Genomic DNA, 17,297 nt, shown 5'->3' on the forward strand with positions numbered 1-17,297 from the left:
GAGCTGATTCGCTCACCGCAAATTTCCTCCGTTGCTTGGCCCTGAATCGCCTATCATCGCTAAAAAACCAGTCCATCGCTAATCCGACATCCCGGCATGTCCGCGGGGTAACATATGTGATCAAGCGACAGTGCTTGCCACGGAGAAATTCACTTAATTATGGAGACATGTTTCACCAAGATGAGACTCTTTGGATTTAGTAAACAAGTTCGACCATTCCTCTACCGTCTTTTCAACCATTTCCGTAAAATCAGTATCATCATGCGGTTTGAAAAAATCGCGTGCACGTCCATAAACGGAATTGGTTGCCTCAGCACGGCTTTCATCTGATTCAGGCCTGTCTAATATAATTTGGAATATCTTTTCAAACCGCTCAATATTATCTTTTCCAGATGTAGGGCTTAGCATTAAGTCGAAAATTTGTTTTATTCCATCAGGAATGGTTACCGGCTCAGAAAAATATTTTATTGGTACTGTCTCAGAAAAGAATTTTACAGACCAACGCCCGTTTAATTCTCCTACTGGGACTGGGGTAAATAGACTTTTTTCATTGATTAATAGATGTAACGAGTCGTAAAGTCGATTACAATTTGTTTTACCTAATTGGCGAGCAACCAAACGACAGAGCAATGTATTTTTGGGGAGTACATATTCTTTTACCTTTTTAGAGCCGCCAATAAAAATATTTTTTACTTCGTTATCCGTTGCAACCCGATCATCGTCTTTAAGTGCTCGCTCGTTATCCAACCGTTTTTTAATTTCTGTAGCAATATCCTCGGGTAAGTACCAGTCTGGGGTCTTGATGCCTTCAGAACCTGGCGCATTCTGTCCTGCATGTTCATGATGATGACGACTCATATACAGATCAGCTACTAAGGAGACAAAACGAATGCGATTCTTTTTATCATAGAGCTCATCAAATACAGGCCAACATCCATAGAGTTCTTTATAAAGAATCATCGCATCAGTATGAATAAGCTCTATGGCTTTTCTATCCTTGCCACTAACGCACGATCCATAAGAATGCCCTCCAATGCTCAAAATAATTAACTGCTCCAGAGAGCTCAAAAATAATTCCCTGCCTGCATAATCAAAAATAGTTGCGGTCCCTGTAGCTGACTCTAAGACACTTTTATATTCCTCCAAAAGAGTCTTTAGGCCTGGAGTCGAAGAAACATATTTCTCCGCTACAGCCAATAAATTCAAACTGTCTTTATCATTTGACTGCGTATAATAGAGTCGTTTTGCTAAATTATAGGGATGATTATTCTGGAGAATCGTTTGTGTCGCTGCGCGTCGTTCTACCGCTGCCCGCGCTAATTTATACAGCTCTAAATCTGGAGGTAATGTGGGCAAATAGTCGGTAATCCAAGTCGGCACATAATCGGCTGCATGAATTGGACTAATCAGCGTTTGTAATATTGCAAGTTGATCCGGTTGTGCATTTTCCATCACTTTAGCCAGATTCGAATCGATATGGCGTTGTTGCACCGCTCCAGGCCATGTTAATCCATCTCGAGTTGCAACGTGACTGGAGCGATATCGCTTCTTTGACAGTTCACGAAATTTTCCATCTTGACTCACTGCTAATAAACTATGAACAGCATAATTTGCAGGCAGAGGCAGCGTTCGATGACGACTGGATAAATAAGTAACTGCATCTTCGACTCGTTTGCATCCTTTCAGCACATGTTCCAGGAAAAACTGTTGATGCTCGGACAATACCCAATACCATTGTGGAATACTTGAAATGCCTCCCACCGTAGAGGAGCATTCCTTCTTAAAACTTTCTGAGAAAATTAGCTTCTTAAACTTGCTTAAGTTGTATTCCAAGTTCGATGGGTCTAATGCCAAGACACGGATCATTTCTTGCAAATGCGGGCCCAACTCATTAAACCAGGCAGGAAGTGGTAACGAGTTCGTAGCAATTTGTTTTAGATCAACATTAAAATTAATTGCTCTTTTTTTTATTAATGCCCATTCGATTAAAAAACTATTAAAGTCCTGAACGACTTCAATATAGCTGCCAATTGATCGATTCAGATTACAAAAATAGGCTTGCTGATACTCTTCAAGTTTACAAACCCAGGATGGAGTTTTGGGATATTTGCTCGCCTTAATTTGTTTTAATTCATTTATAAATTGTTCATAGTAAGGAGGAAGCGATTCGTCGATCTGGAGAATGTAATCGTCATCATTCAACTTCATGGGCGTTAATGTTGCCAGATCGTAGCGACCTTGACGCATTAATTCATATTGTTCTGCTTCATTCAATAACTCAATTGCTTCTTTAATGGAAGTACCCCACCCCAAAGCAATCAATTCAATTAATTTCGCAGTGTATTTTTCTAATTCCTTATGCAATTCATCCATTGAGCCTTTTGCATGCAAAGCATCTTCTTCGCATTCGTTCACATACTCTTCTAAGGTGCTTTTGAGCAAAAAACGGCTTTGCGGCGCTAATGGATAAGCATCAAGAAGAAAGGAGAACGCCTTATGGAGACTATTAACCCGACGTACGAAACTGCGGTGATTATCAGGCTTCTTGTGGTAAGTTTCTAGAATATAGCCAGGAAAGCGAATTGCTAAGGCTTCGAGTAATTCAGCTGATAATTCGGTACCATGCGGTACACGTAAAATAATTCCTTTTCCCATCGATTAATTTCCTTAACGACTTACCTCGGTTTAAAAAACTCCCTTAGGATTATTCAAAAAGAGGTTATATTAGTCCTAATCTCTTCGTTATTATTGTATAAATAATTCCATGAAACAATTACAATAATCACTTAATTTGATAAAAATAATAAAAAGGAGTTTGTTAATGAGCTACATTGTACAACATTATATTGGTGGACAATTAATCAATGAAACGAATACGACTACCCATCCTATTTATAATCCAGCATTAGGGGAAGTAATCGGCCAAGTTCATTTTGCATCCAAATCACTGTGCGATAAAACGATCGCTACTGCCAAAGAAGCTGGAGCAGAATGGGCACAAACTCCTGCAATAAAAAGAGCACGAATTCTTTTTAAATTCCGCGATTTATTAGAAAAAAATCAATTGGATCTGGCACGGATCGTCACTCGTGAACATGGCAAGACTTTGGATGATGCAAAAGGTTCTGTAGCACGTGCTATAGAAGTAGTTGAATTACATTGCGGCCTAGTCAATCAACTCAAAGGAGATTTCTCAGCAGATGTAACCAATGGCATTGATTGCCATACATTACGCCAACCAATAGGTGTTTGTGCTGGTGTCTCTCCTTTTAATTTCCCTGTTATGGTTCCGGTTTGGATGATGATTCCGGCAATTGCATGTGGCAACACCTTCATCTTGAAGCCTTCCGAACAGGACCCTTCCGCTCCAGTTCGTCTCCTTGAATTATTAAGTGATGCAGGATTGCCTGCTGGCGTTGCCAATTGCTTGCATGGCGATAAAACTACAGTAGATCATTTACTGGCTCATCCAGACATCGCCGCCTTTACTGCTGTAGCATCAACACCAGTTGCGCAATATATTTATACTACAGCAACAGCTCATGGAAAACGGGCCCATACATTTGGTGGTGCTAAAAACCATTGCATCGTGATGCCTGATGCCGATCTCAATCAAGCCGCTTCTGCAATTGTGGGCGCAGCCTACGGTTCCGCAGGTGAGCGATGCATGGCGATATCTGTTGTTGTGACTGTAGGGGATCACACCGCTGATGCCTTAATTGAAAAAATGACACCGCAAATTAAAGCAACGCGGATCAATGCGGGTGATGTACCTGGTACAGATATGGGGCCATTGATTAGTGGGGCACATCGAGAGAAAGTACTCGCAGCCGTCGATAAAGGGATAAACGAAGGTGCCAAATTAATTATCGATGGTAGAACATTTAAACATCCTGAACATCCACAAGGTTTCTTCATGGGACCGTGCCTGTTTGATCATGTTCATGAAAATATGTCCATTTATCAAAATGAAATTTTTGGGCCAGTTCTCGTAATTGTTCGAGCCAATAATTTTGAAGAAGCACTCGCTTTGGTGAATAGAAATCAATATGGCAATGGAACAGCAATTTTCACGCGCGATGGATTTAGTGCGCGTGAATACAGTCAACGCGTACAAGTTGGAATGGTAGGAATTAACATTCCTATTCCTGTTCCTATTGCCAATCATCCATTTGGCGGCTGGAAACATTCTTCTTTTGGTGACACCAACATGCACGGGCAAGAAAGCGTCAATTTTTATACTCGACGCAAAACAGTCACCAGCAAATGGCCTGTTAGTGAAATCAAAGAAAGTGCTTTTATCATGCCAACGCATGATTAAAAATAGAATAATTAATGTAGCCTGGGTAAAAGCGAAGCCATAATTCCCACTACCGTTAAATAAGCTGTCATTCCCGCTAAATAAGCTGTCATTCCCGCGGAGGCGGGAATCCATGCCTATTTTAGGGATAGATTCCCGCCTTCGCGGGAATGACATAAGTTTTAAATGGCGAGGGTCTTAACCTCAGGCTAAATTTTGCATACACAGGACTTACGAAAAACCCCAAATTCGAGGCAAAAAATGTTTTTAATGAGGGAGTTTTGATAGATTAAATGACTGAAGTAAAAACATTTTTTAACGAAGAGATTGGGGGTTTTCGTAAGTCTTGATACATGGAGAACTCAATGGCAAAAATAGGATTTGTGGGACTGGGGCATATGGGATTACCCATGGCAATTAATCTTGTTAAAGCGGGGCATCAAGTCACGGGATATGACTTACAACAAACTGCCTTGCAACACTTTTCCCAATCTGGTGGTCTTATCGCACAAAATGCTCAAGAAATTGCTAAAGAAAAAGATGTATTGATTACTATGCTGCAAAATGGACAACAAGTATTGAACGTGTGTCATGGCAGTAATGGATTGTTCCAAGCGGCAAAAAAAGGAGCTTTATTTATCGATTGCTCCACCATTGATGTCAACAGTTCGCGTGAGCTGCATCATCTGGCCAAACAACACCACCTCCAGGTTGTTGATGCACCGGTATCTGGTGGCGTTGCCGGAGCAGGAGCGGCCACATTAACGTTCATGGTTGGCGGCGAAGAACCAGCGTTCCATGAGGCGCAACCTATTTTAGCCGCTATGGGACAAAAAATAATTCATACTGGCAGCGCAGGAAGCGGACAAGCAGCAAAAATATGTAATAACATGATCCTGGGGATCTCCATGATTGCCATCTCAGAAGCGTTTGTCCTTGCAGAACAACTGCAATTGTCTCCTCAAAAACTTTTTGAAGTAGTGACTAACGCATCCGGACAATGCTGGGCAATGAGCAAATATGCACCTGTTCCCGGAGTATTGGAAAACGTCCCTGCAAACAACGAGTACCAACCTGGATTTGCTGCGGCCATGATGCTTAAGGATCTGTTACTCAGCCAAGATTCAGCTCAGTCGGTCAATGTAAATACTCCTTTGGGAGCTAAAGCAGCTACTCTTTATCAGCACTTTATTGACCAGGGCCAGGGCGATTTAGATTTTTCTGCAATTATTAAACTAATTTCCCAAGGCACAGAGGTATAACATGCATTCTCATTTGCGCAACCCCAAATTAACGCCAACAGAAGATTCAATAAGCGAGTTTTGGTCTGAAGTAGCCCAACAGACGGTTGATTGGCTTCAACCTTGGGATACAGTACTCACCGGCGGGTTAAAACATGGTGATGTAACGTGGTTCAAAGGTGGAAAATTAAATGTCAGTAGTAACTGTTTAGACAGACACTTACCCCACAAAGCAAATCAACCAGCAATTATCTGGGAAGGAGATGATCCAAGTCAGCATAAAATACTGACCTTTGCTGAATTACATGCCGAAGTGTGTCGGATGAGTAATGTACTCAAACAGTTAAAAGTGAACAAAGGAGATAAAGTTGCCATCTATCTACCGATGATTCCTGAGGCAGCAATTGCCATGCTGGCATGCACACGTATTGGCGCCATACATACGGTAATTTTTGCTGGATTTTCAGCCCATGCATTAAGACAACGCCTACTTGCTTCTGAATGTGCCTGCCTAATCACTGCAAACCATTTTAATCGGGGTGGTAAGTTGGTTGGCTTAAAGGAACAAGTTGACGAGGCATGCAGTGATTTATCATTAAAAAGGCTGATCATCAAAACGAGTGATGATCTTGTTGCTATTGATAAAGATAAGGATTATTGGTGGCATGAGCTCAAAGAACAAGTGAGCGCACACTGTGATCCGGAACCTATGGATGCAGAAGATCCGTTATTTATATTGTACACATCAGGAAGTACTGGCCAGCCCAAGGGAGTAGTTCACACCACTGGAGGTTATTTAGTACAAACAGCATATACACATCAATTAATTTTCAATTGTCAACAGGATGAAGTATTTTGGTGTACCGCAGATATAGGATGGGTTACGGGGCATAGTTATGTAGTATATGGTCCTCTTTGTAATGGAATTACAACCCTAATTTATGAAGGAATTCCTACCTGGCCTGATTTCTCTCGGAATTGGCAAATCGTTGACAAGCATCAGGTGAACGTATTTTATACAGCCCCCACCGCCATCCGTGCGTTAATGCGTGCCGGCGATGAATGGTTGGCTTCCAGCTCACGAAGTTCCTTACGCTTGCTTGGCTCTGTTGGGGAGCCCATTAACCCCGAAGCATGGCAATGGTATTATCAAAAAGTAGGTCAAGCCAGATGTCCAATTGTGGATACTTGGTGGCAAACCGAAACTGGTGCGGTGATGATTAGTCCCAGAGCTGATGATTCAATTAATAAACCAGGTTCGGCACGCCAACCTATACCAGGCATTATTCCTGTATTACTCAATGAAAATGGCCACGAAATAACCGGAGCAGGTGAAGGGTTTTTAACAATAAAATATCCCTGGCCTTCTATGGCGCGAACCATCGCGGGCGATCACCAACGTTATTGTATGACGTATTTACATCATGGTTATTACATTACGGGAGATGGTGCGAGACGAGATGAGGATGGTGATTATTGGATTACGGGTCGGGTCGATGATGTCATCAATGTTTCAGGGCATCGCTTGGGTACAGCAGAAATCGAAAGTGCGCTTGTGAGTCATCCCGCTGTCGCTGAAGCAGCAGTAGTAGGCATCCCCCATGATCTTAAAGGCCAGGGTATTTATGCCTATGTTGTTTTAAAACAAGATATAACGGCAGATGACTCCTTAAAAGCTCAATTAATCCTACAGGTGAATAAGGAAATAAGCCCTATTGCAAAACCAGATGTAATCCATATCGTTAATGATTTACCCAAAACACGTTCGGGTAAAATCATGCGCCGTATTTTGCGTAAAATTGCAGGAAAAGAAATACAAAGCCTGGACGAATTAGGGGATATATCCACTTTAGCAAATCCACAAATCGTGGAAAAATTATGGAGGGAATCGAGTCAATTCTAATGAATTCATTTCTTTATTAAACGCAGCCTTGGTGAAGGCACAGCCGTAAGCCAAGGACTCAGCAGCTCAAACCTGGGATTACGGCTGATGCCTTCATCCAGGCTACGTTCTTTCGCGCTCAAAATTTGTGAATTTTTGATCAATTTGTTAAGTAAATGAAAAAAATGTATTGCTTTAAACTCAAAATACGCTTAAAATTAGTGACGTTTTAGCTATAGGTCAGATCCCCTAAAATGCAAGAAATCCCCGATTATTTTGATTTTTCGCAGCTGTCCTTGGAGGAAATAACTAATTTACTCCAACGTTTTAGCGTGCGCCTAACTCCTGATGAAGCCCTCACCATTCAAAATTCCCTATTAAAACGACCACCAACTTATGCAGAATGTATCTTATGGTCTATTCAGGGTTCCGAACATTGTTCCTATAAAAGCAGCCGCAAACACCTTAACCAGTTCTCAACGAAAGCCCCCCACGTCATTCTAGGTCCCAAAGAGGATGCCGGAATTGTTGCTGTAGCGATGGACAAACAAAGCAGACGTTATGGCATCGTGGTAAGTCATGAATCGCATAATCACCCTTCACAACTTGTACCATTTGAAGGTGCTGCAACAGGGGTGGGTGGGAATGTGCGCGACGTCTGCTGCATGGGAGCGGAAGTAATTGCAGTGGCTGATAGTTTGCGTTTCGGCGATATTGATCGCCCAAAAACAAAATGGATACATCACGGAGTAGTTCAGGGAATTGCGGGTTATGCGAATCCTCTTGGTATCGCAAATTTGGGTGGTGATACCTATTACGATGAAGCCTACAATGAAAATTGTCTGGTTACTGTAGTTACTTTAGGTGTAGTCAGGGAAGATCAAATAATCCATTCCTATGCTCCAGCCAATGCAGATGGCTATCAATTTATATTGGTTGGTAAGCCCACAGATAATAGCGGCTTTGGCGGCGCGGCATTTGCTTCAGCAACATTGAGTGAAGAACAACAAGAGCAAAATAAGGGAGCAGTCCAGGAACCTAATGCGTTCTTACAACGACATATTCTTAAAGCCAATTACGCCATGTTTGAATTCTTGCGCGAAAACAATCTCATTGATCGCGTTGGCTTCAAAGATTTAGGGGCAGGAGGAATTGCTTGTGCCAGCGTTGAATTGGCAGAAGCCAGTGGCTATGGAGCAGAAATCAACCTTGATCTTGTACCAACCAGCATGAATAATTTACTACCCGCGGTGGTCCTTTGTTCAGAAACACAGGAACGCTTTATGTGGGTTGTTCCTCAAGAACTGGTTGATACCTTCTTAAAACATTATAACGAACGGTTTGCCCTGCCAGAAATCTGCGATGGTGCACAAGCAACTGTGGTGGGAACAATTAGAACCGATGGCTTATACGTTGTGAAGGCCCAAGGAAAAGAAATTGTCTCCGCTCGCGCAGAAGACATTACCAAGGGGATTCTTTATGATCGCCCTTACAGTGCGAAACAAAACATTCATAGCGAACCAGAGCACATTGCAGTGGGCGATTTCAATGAACAATTATTGAATTTACTTGCTCATGAAAACATTGCTTCCCGTGCTCCAATTTATGAAAGTTATGACAAACAAGTTCAAGGTCGTTCGGTCGTTGAACCAGGATGGGCTGATGCCGGAGTAATTGCGCCATTTAATGAAGATAAATATCCGCTAGAAATTCAGTATACTGGTGTCGCCTTATCCGTCGATCATAATCCGCGTTATAACAAAATTGATGCGTATTGGGGTGCAGTTAATGCCGTTGTCGAATCAGTACGTAACATCGTTGCCGTAGGCGCCTGGCCCCTTGCTTTAACTGATTGTCTGTGTTTTGGTAATCCTGAAAATCCAGAACAAATGGGCGAGTTTGTTGATGCAGTACGCGGCATAGTCGATGCATGCTCCGCGGTAAAAATGTTTACTGATCGCAATGTGACCCTACCCATTATATCGGGTAATGTGTCGCTCTATAATGAGTCAGCTCAAGGTGCAATTCCACCGAGTCCGATTATCAGTTGTATCGGTTCAATCAACGATTATTCCAAAACCATAACCTATGACTTCAAGCAGCCTAATTCGGTTCTTTTAATGATTGGTGAACGCAAAAATGAATGTGGGGGTAGTGTGTATTACCAATTACACAACCAACTAGGCAGTCAACTACCTAAACCCAATCTTGCTACATTTGCTGATGAAATCAGCGCCATACATGCAGCCATGCAAGCCGGTCTGGTGTTATCAGCACATGATATCTCTGAAGGTGGTATTGCCGTTGCTCTAGCAGAAATGAGTTTTAAAAATGAAATTGGGGTGAATGTTTTTATTCCTGGTGATTTACCCAATGATAAAAAGCTGTTTGCGGAAAGCGGTGGATTTATCCTCGAAGTCCCGCTGGAAAAATTAAGCGCACTAGAACAAATATTCCGGAATTATTCTCTAGCATTTCAGCCCATAGGTGAAACAACAGCAACCCCAACCCTGGTAATCAATTCGGTTATCAATCTATCAATCAGTGCAGCCAAAACTGCCTGGGAAAATGGTTTAGTTGAGAGGCTCATATAATGTCAATTATTGATTACAAAGCTGCAGGTGTAGATATAGAAGCAGGTAATGAAGCAGTTCGTAGTATTAAAAAAGCGGTAGAAAGTACCTTTTCACCGCGAGTTCTTACCGGGATCGGCAGCTTTGGCGCCATGTATGATCTTAAAAACCTGCTGCAAGATTATGAGCATCCTGTTCTCGTGCAAAGTATTGATGGCGTAGGCACCAAAATGATGGTTGCGAAAATGATGCAAAAATTCGATACCATCGGGATTGATTTAGTCAGTGCAACGACGAATGACATTATTGTTTTGGGAGCAAAACCGCTTACCCTCCTTGATTATATTGCAAACGACAAATTAAAACCCGAAATTATCGAACAAATCATTAACGGCATGGTCAAAGCCTGCAAAGAAAACAACATTTCTTTAGTTGGCGGTGAAACCGCCGAGATGCCAGGTACATACTTGCCAGGCGAGCTGGATTTAGTTGGTGTCATTACGGGTGTGGTCGAAAAAAATAAAGCGATTGAAGGCAAAACGATCTGTGAAGGGGATCTCGTCGTGACTTTTCCTTCAAGTGGTTTGCATACTAATGGTTATTCATTAGCAAGAAAGCTGCTTTTTGACGTTGCTGGTTATAAAGTAGAATCTCAATTTCCAGAGTTCTCACAGAGCATTGGTGAAGAACTCTTAACACCGCATCTGAATTATACTAGACCGATTTTAAGTATTTTGGAAAAAAACATACCTGTTAAAGGAATGGCACACATCACGGGTGGAGGATTACTGGAAAATATTCCCCGTATTTTACCCAAACAATGCGGTGTCGAAATTCATAAAAAAGAGATTCCTGAACTAGCTATATTTAATCTATTGCGCAAGTTAGGAAATCTAGATGATGAACACATGTATCGTACTTTTAATATGGGTGCAGGTTTAGTTCTTTTTATCGCACCAGATACATTATCGGCTATTCGCGAAGTACTCCGCGATTTTCCTTCCTTCCCTCTTTATGAAATCGGACGCGTAGTAAAAGGAGATCAAAAGGTGAGGCTGTTATGATACGTATTGGCTTAATTCAATTCCCAGGCTCCAATTGTGAACGCGAAACTGCACTCGCTGTAAAACGGGTCGGAATGGAACCTGTTGAGTTTTTGTGGAATGAACCTTTAGAAAAACTACGTACTCTCGATGGTTATATCCTTATCGGCGGTTTTTCCTATGAAGATCGCTCTCGTGCAGGAATCATCGCCGCACTTGATCCCGTGATTGGGGAAATCAAAGCCCAAAGCGAACAAGGAAAGCCCATATTAGGAATCTGCAATGGCGCACAAATACTCGTTGAATCAGGTTTGGTGCCGGACTTAAATCATCATGAAATCAGTATGGCGCTCACAGAAAATAAGCGTATTGCCCATGGAAAAATAGTTGGAACAGGTTTTTATAATGCCTGGGTGCATATGCGCTTGGCGGATAATCATCAACATAATGCGTTTACTCGCCATCTTACAACTAAAGATTTTATTCATCTGCCTATAGCTCACGCCCAGGGACGTTTTCTTATGCCAGACTCCTTGTTGAAGGAGATAGAGCAACACGGTTTAAATTTATTTCAATATTGTGATGCCGAAGGCCATATCATTGATAATTTCCCAATTAATCCAAATGGCTCTGCGGGCAATATTGCGGCAATTACCAACCATGCTGGCAATGTCATGGCCATGATGCCACATCCTGAACGCACGAAAAATGGTGATCCGATTTTTGCTTCAATGCGTGATTACATAAAAGAACGTAATTTTGGCCTGGGTGAAGATAAAGCAGCTCCGCAGAACCTACGCTCCGCGGCTTGTCCACGTCCAGAATGGGATCCCTCGAACACGTTGCCGGACGAAATGGCGGTCAACCTCAAACACTTCAGCAAAACTCCAAGTAACCATATCAGCCTTGTTAAACTGATTATCACCGATAACCAAGCCTTGACCGTACAAAAAACGTTAAGACGCTTAGGTTTTCCAGTAACCGTACATCGTTTTGAACACTGGGAAGTTGAGTGTGACTCGGCAGAGAGTTTCGCTCAACTCAAAAAAACTGGCCTTTTATATTCTGATCGCAAAGAACGAGAAGTTTCTTTAAACGAACTGGACGCTCCAAATACCTTGGCTTATCTTGTTCGCGCAAAAGAAGACTTGAAGGGACAGCAAACATTACAAACTCTTAATACCCATTACGCAGTGCCTAAAATCAATAAAATAAATCATGGTGTTCTATGGCAATTTACCAGCGATGAAACCAATGTATCTGCATTAATAGACCATATTTTATTAACTCATATTATCGGGAACCCTTATGCTCATGAATGCTACCGCTACGACCACTCATTATGACAATGAAATTCGAGAAGCCTTAGCTTTTTGCTTGGACCAAACAAATTTGCCTGTGGGCAAAAAATATCAAGGAAAAGTAAGGGACTCATATGATTTGGGTGATTCCATCATGCTGGTTACAACAGATAGACTCACCGCATTTGATAGACATCTTGCATTGATTCCCTATAAAGGTGCCGTACTTAATTTAACCAGTGCATGGTGGTTTGAACAAACCAAACATCTTGTCCCTAACCACATCATTGCAGTTCCTGATCCGAATGTCGTTATTGCCAAAAAATGCACCGTTTTTCCGATTGAGTTTGTAGTAAGAGGGTATATTAGTGGTACAACCAGCACTTCTTTATGGACTCAGTATCAAAATGGGACCCGTGAGTATTGCGGAATTACTTTTCCTGAAGGATTAAGAAAAAATCAAAAACTGGAACAACCTGTTTTAACCCCCACGACTAAAGAAAAAATTCATGACCGCCCTATCTCTCCAGCAGAAATTATTGCGGACGGATGGATGACTGAAGAAGACTGGTTAGAAGCCAGTGCATTAGCACTTAAACTCTACCAACGTGGTACTGAAATTGCTAAAGATCATGGTTTGATTTTAGTAGATACTAAATATGAGTTCGGTCGCGATGCGGATGGGAACATTATAGTAGTGGATGAAATCCATACTCCTGATTCAAGCCGCTATTGGCTTGCCGAAAGCTATGAAAAACGCATTGCTGAGGGCCTAGAACCAGAAAATATTGATAAGGAATTCTTGCGGCTATGGTTTGCAAAAAATTCAGATCCTTATCACGATGAGCAACTTCCTCAAGCACCACAAGAATTAATTGAAGAACTTTCCTCACGATATATTCAATTGTATGAACGTATCACAGGAACAAAATTCAGTTTTGCAGAACATAAAGAACCTGTAGAGCAACGGATCATGCGCCATGTCGCAAGTTATTTAAGGTAGAGTAAGGAATGTGCGGGATAGTAGGTATTTACAGTCATGAACCAGTAGCCTCCGAATTGTATGAGAGTCTCATCCATTTACAACATCGTGGACAAGATGCTGCGGGCATACTCACTTGTGATCAGCGTTTCTATACGAAACATGGATTAGGTTTGGTGCGGGAAATTTTTACATCCGATAACGTTTCCGCATTAGAAGGTAACATCGGCATTGGTCACGTACGCTATCCTACTGCCGGTGGCTATACGGCAACAGATGTCCAGCCATTATGGATTGGAAGTCCGCGCGGCATCGCGCTTGCCCACAATGGCAACCTGTCCAATTACCAAGAACTGGCGGATGAGATTCGTTTAAAACAACATCGTCATCTTAATACTTCTCTTGATTCTGAAGCACTATTGCTCATGCTTGCAGATAATCTGGCCAGTAATGCGTCCAGTAATGAAGAAAATACGGATAGCTTTTTCGAACTGCTGACTCAAGCCGTCTCGCATATTTTTGAACGAATTGAAGGGGCCTATTCGATTGTATCTGTGATTATTGGCAAGGGTCTTGTTGCCTTCCGCGACCCTCATGGTATCCGCCCACTGGTTTGGGGAACCCGTGAAAATCCCGATGGAACGGTTGATACTATTTTTGCATCAGAAACTACTCCTTTTTATGCATTGGGCTTCGAACCTCGCGGAGATATTTTACCCGGTGAAGTAGCCTTTGTGGATCTTAATGGAACCCTGCACCGCCGTATTCTAAAAACAGAAGAATTCAGGCCTTGTGTGTTTGAGTATGTTTATTTTGCACGCCCGGATGCAACCCTCAATAACGTCAGTGTATACCGCGCTCGTTTACGTATGGGACAAAATCTAGCCCATCAATGGAAACAAAAGTACCCTGAACTCATACCGGATATTGTTATTCCTGCTCCGTTTACTGCCAATACTGCCGCCCTATCATTTGCCCATGAATTAGGGGTAAGATACTCCGAAGGCTTATATAAGAATCCTTTTATAGGTCGTACCTTCATCATGCCCAATCAAAAGGCACGAAGTCGAAATATCCGTTACAAACTAACCCCGCAGCAAACTGAAATTAAAAATAAAATTGTGATGATTATCGACGACAGCATTGTCCGGGGAACAACCTCTCGTGAAATTGTCAAAATGGTAAGAGAGTCTGGCGCAAAGAACATCTATTTCGCCTCCACATCGCCCCCACTTAAAAATCCCTGTTTTAGTGGGATTGATATTCCTTCACGCACAGAATTGATTGCTGCCAATAAAACTGAAGATGAGATTGCCAATTATCTTGGTGTTGATGTTTTACTCTATCAATCAAATGAAGATTTGATTGAAGCAGTAACACGTCGGGGAGAACATCACATCAAAAAACCATGTATGGCGTGTATGGATGGCGATTATTTTTGTAAAAAACTGACTGCTGAAAAAATGAAGCAGCTCGAGCTACAACGTGAAACAAGCAGACTTACTGCCCCCAAAAAATAGAGGATACTCGCGAATGAACATTCTTGTTATCGGCTCTGGCGCACGAGAGCATGCATTAATTAAAGCCTTACATCGTTCGCCACACAAAACGTCATTGTTTTGCTACGGCACAGCAATTAATCCAGGTATCCATCAATTAACGAATCAATATTGCGCAGGTGATATCACTGATTGCGCCGCAGTAGTGTCTATGGCAAAGCTCTGGGGAGTGGAATTAGTAATTATTGGTCCAGAAGCACCGCTTGAACACGGAATGGCGGATGCCTTTTGGCAAGCAGGAATCCCGACCATCGGTCCGAAAAAAATATTGGCACAAATTGAAACCTCTAAAGAGTTCGCACGTGATCTCATGCACAAATATCACATTGCGGGTTTGCCACGTTATAAAAAATTTACAACCCTCAATCATGTTGACGCTTTTCTCAATGAACTCGGGGAAGGCAATTACGTCATTAAAGCAAACGGCTTAATGGGTGGAAAAGGGGTCAAAGTTGCTGGAGATCATCTGCATTCAATCACTGAGGCTTTGGAGTTTTGTCAGGAGATTTTTGATAAAAAGCAGACCATCCTTATTGAGGAAAAACTGATTGGCCAAGAGTTTTCATTCATGTGTTTCGCTGATGGCAAAAAGCTTATTCCTATGCCTTTGGTCCAAGACCATAAACGTGCTTATAACGGCGATAAAGGACCCAATACTGGTGGTATGGGAAGTTATTCCGATACCGATCATCGGCTACCCTTTTTAACCCCAAATGATGTTCAGGAAGCCTTAGCAATCAATAATGCAGTATTTCAGGCCTTATCTACTGAATGTGGCGAACCCTATATTGGTATTTTATATGGCAGTTTCATTGCGACTAAAAATGGAATTTATGTGATCGAATTTAATGCCCGTTTTGGCGATCCTGAAGCATTAAATGTATTATCGATCTTGGAATCTGACTTTGTTGCACTATGTCAAGCCATGGTGAATGGCAATCTTACTGAAGACAACGTTAAATTTTCAAAGCAGGCCACCGTCTGTAAATATGCCGTCCCTGAAGGTTATCCTGATGCACCAAAGAAAAACTTTGTCGTAGATTTTTCCAAGGTTGCACATCAAGATCATTTATACCTTTCTTCAGTAAATCAGGTCGATGATCAAATCGTTGCTGAAGGCTCGCGCACTGCGGCTTATGTAGGCATCGCTGATACGATTTTTGCTGCAGAGCAACGCGCTGAGAACGAAATTTCATTAATTGAAGGTCCTTTATTTCATCGCCAGGATATAGGTACCAAACAATTAATTCAACAACGCATTGACCATATGCAAAGGATACGCGCATTATGATTCGCATCGCCGTACTCGGTTCAACTCGAGGCACTAATCTTAATGCACTTGTTGCTGGAATAAAGCATCAACGTCTATCGGCATCAATCGAACTGGTTCTGAGCAACAAACAAGATGCTCCCATTTTGGAAAAAGCAGCGAACTTTGGAATTCAATCAATGTTTGCCAATCCTCAAGGCCTAAGCCGCATGGAGTTTGATGCTTATCTTTCTGGAATCCTCAAACAACATCAAATAGAGCTTGTTGTTTTAATTGGTTATATGCGTATTTTATCAGCTGAATTCGTATCCGACTGGGAAAATAAAATAATCAATATTCACCCTTCATTATTACCCGCTCATGCTGGGTTGATGAATCTCGATGTACATCAAGCTGTCTTAGATGCCGCCGAGGTTGAAACCGGTTGTACGGTACACTTCGTTACCGAACAAGTGGATGCAGGACCGATTATTTTGCAAAAGAAATGTCCTGTGTTGGCAGGCGATACCCCAGAACGTTTAAAAGCCAGGGTGCAAGAACTCGAAGGATTAGCTTTGGTTGAAGCAATACAGATTATTGCAACCTCCCTTTCACTGCACTCAAGCTCCGAATACTGAACAAGATAAATAATTAACGAGGGAATTATGTCAAATATACTTGTATCAATACTCATGGGTTCAAAATCTGATTGGACCATCATGGAAGAAACCAGCCGAACTCTGGAACAATTTAACATTCCTCACGAAGTCCGGGCCTTGTCGGCGCATCGCACCCCCGATGCATTATTTGAGTATCTCAAATCAGCAGAACAACGTGGCGTTGAAATTTTTATCGCCGCAGCTGGCGGTGCAGCTCATTTGCCTGGAGTTGTAGCGGCTAAAACTATAGTCCCTGTTTTAGGTGTGCCTATGCCTTCCTCAACTTTTACTAATGGCTTGGATGCGCTTTTATCCATAGTCCAAATGCCTGCAGGAATTCCTGTAGGAACCCTTGCAGTAGGTAAGGCAGGCGCCATCAATGCGGCTATTTTGGCGGTAACAATCCTGGGAAATAAGTATCCTGTATACCGCGAAGCAATTAAAAATTATCGTGCTACGCAAGCAGAAAAAGTATTGGAACATGCTGAAATTAAGGGATAACCAGTCG

At 42.1% G+C, this 17,297-nt stretch carries 12 protein-coding genes; 11 read left to right on the forward strand and 1 reads right to left on the reverse strand.

Translation table 11 applies throughout. The features are described 5' to 3' along the window. Positions 1–153: 153 nt before the first annotated feature. Positions 154–2,655, reverse strand: a complete 2,502-nt coding sequence (locus DGG96_RS10420; protein ID WP_110142606.1) for an oxidoreductase — start codon at positions 2,653–2,655, stop codon at positions 154–156. Positions 2,656–2,821: 166 nt separating this feature from the next. Here DGG96_RS10420 and DGG96_RS10425 point away from each other — a divergent pair, with 166 nt between their 5' ends. The 11 genes from DGG96_RS10425 to purE all read left to right on the forward strand — a co-directional run bounded on the left by DGG96_RS10425 (position 2,822) and on the right by purE (position 17,290). Next, the gene (locus tag DGG96_RS10425) at positions 2,822–4,321 is read left to right on the forward strand and encodes a CoA-acylating methylmalonate-semialdehyde dehydrogenase (protein WP_110142607.1); all 1,500 of its coding nucleotides are present in this window, start codon (positions 2,822–2,824) and stop codon (positions 4,319–4,321) included. A gap of 344 nt (positions 4,322–4,665) precedes the next feature. Beyond that, the gene (gene mmsB / locus DGG96_RS10430; protein ID WP_110142608.1) at positions 4,666–5,562 is read left to right on the forward strand and encodes a 3-hydroxyisobutyrate dehydrogenase; all 897 of its coding nucleotides are present in this window, start codon (positions 4,666–4,668) and stop codon (positions 5,560–5,562) included. 1 nt (position 5,563) lies between these two features. After that, a complete protein-coding gene (acs, locus tag DGG96_RS10435; RefSeq protein ID WP_110142609.1) occupies positions 5,564–7,444 on the forward strand; it encodes an acetate--CoA ligase in 1,881 nt (626 codons plus the stop codon). Positions 7,445–7,677: 233 nt separating this feature from the next. Beyond that, entirely contained in the window at positions 7,678–10,017 is a 2,340-nt protein-coding gene (gene purL / locus DGG96_RS10440) for a phosphoribosylformylglycinamidine synthase subunit PurL (RefSeq protein ID WP_110142610.1), read from the forward strand. Continuing rightward, complete coding sequence (gene purM / locus DGG96_RS10445; RefSeq protein WP_110142611.1) at positions 10,017–11,060, forward strand: phosphoribosylformylglycinamidine cyclo-ligase; 1,044 nt, start codon at positions 10,017–10,019, stop codon at positions 11,058–11,060. Before purL ends, purM begins: the two co-directional genes overlap by 1 nt. After that, on the forward strand, positions 11,057–12,385 hold the full coding sequence (gene purQ, locus DGG96_RS10450; protein ID WP_110142612.1) for a phosphoribosylformylglycinamidine synthase I: 1,329 nt from the start codon (positions 11,057–11,059) through the stop codon (positions 12,383–12,385). Before purM ends, purQ begins: the two co-directional genes overlap by 4 nt. Beyond that, positions 12,348–13,343 carry a phosphoribosylaminoimidazolesuccinocarboxamide synthase gene (locus DGG96_RS10455; RefSeq protein ID WP_110142613.1) on the forward strand — a complete coding sequence of 332 codons (996 nt, stop codon included), beginning with the start codon at positions 12,348–12,350 and terminating at the stop codon, positions 13,341–13,343. The genes purQ and DGG96_RS10455 overlap by 38 nt, the downstream gene beginning before the upstream one ends. Before the next feature lie 8 nt (positions 13,344–13,351). Beyond that, the gene (gene purF, locus DGG96_RS10460) at positions 13,352–14,842 is read left to right on the forward strand and encodes an amidophosphoribosyltransferase (protein WP_110142614.1); all 1,491 of its coding nucleotides are present in this window, start codon (positions 13,352–13,354) and stop codon (positions 14,840–14,842) included. A gap of 13 nt (positions 14,843–14,855) precedes the next feature. After that, complete coding sequence (gene purD, locus DGG96_RS10465) at positions 14,856–16,172, forward strand: phosphoribosylamine--glycine ligase (RefSeq protein WP_110142615.1); 1,317 nt, start codon at positions 14,856–14,858, stop codon at positions 16,170–16,172. Further along, on the forward strand, positions 16,169–16,768 hold the full coding sequence (gene purN, locus DGG96_RS10470) for a phosphoribosylglycinamide formyltransferase (RefSeq protein WP_110142616.1): 600 nt from the start codon (positions 16,169–16,171) through the stop codon (positions 16,766–16,768). The genes purD and purN overlap by 4 nt, the downstream gene beginning before the upstream one ends. A 27-nt stretch (positions 16,769–16,795) precedes the next feature. After that, the gene (purE, locus tag DGG96_RS10475) at positions 16,796–17,290 is read left to right on the forward strand and encodes a 5-(carboxyamino)imidazole ribonucleotide mutase (protein WP_110142617.1); all 495 of its coding nucleotides are present in this window, start codon (positions 16,796–16,798) and stop codon (positions 17,288–17,290) included. Positions 17,291–17,297 lie beyond the last annotated feature (7 nt).

It is taken from the genome of Legionella qingyii, from assembly GCF_003184185.1.

Coding starts and splice junctions, on each gene's coding strand:
- purM (WP_110142611.1), top strand. CDS start 10,017: ATGTCAATTATTGATTACAAAGCTGCAGGTGTAGATATAGAAGCAGGT.
- DGG96_RS10420 (WP_110142606.1), bottom strand. CDS start 2,655: ATGGGAAAAGGAATTATTTTACGTGTACCGCATGGTACCGAATTATCA.
- DGG96_RS10455 (WP_110142613.1), top strand. CDS start 12,348: ATGCTCATGAATGCTACCGCTACGACCACTCATTATGACAATGAAATT.
- acs (WP_110142609.1), top strand. CDS start 5,564: ATGCATTCTCATTTGCGCAACCCCAAATTAACGCCAACAGAAGATTCA.
- purD (WP_110142615.1), top strand. CDS start 14,856: ATGAACATTCTTGTTATCGGCTCTGGCGCACGAGAGCATGCATTAATT.
- DGG96_RS10425 (WP_110142607.1), top strand. CDS start 2,822: ATGAGCTACATTGTACAACATTATATTGGTGGACAATTAATCAATGAA.
- mmsB (WP_110142608.1), top strand. CDS start 4,666: ATGGCAAAAATAGGATTTGTGGGACTGGGGCATATGGGATTACCCATG.
- purL (WP_110142610.1), top strand. CDS start 7,678: ATGCAAGAAATCCCCGATTATTTTGATTTTTCGCAGCTGTCCTTGGAG.
- purQ (WP_110142612.1), top strand. CDS start 11,057: ATGATACGTATTGGCTTAATTCAATTCCCAGGCTCCAATTGTGAACGC.
- purF (WP_110142614.1), top strand. CDS start 13,352: ATGTGCGGGATAGTAGGTATTTACAGTCATGAACCAGTAGCCTCCGAA.
- purE (WP_110142617.1), top strand. CDS start 16,796: ATGTCAAATATACTTGTATCAATACTCATGGGTTCAAAATCTGATTGG.
- purN (WP_110142616.1), top strand. CDS start 16,169: ATGATTCGCATCGCCGTACTCGGTTCAACTCGAGGCACTAATCTTAAT.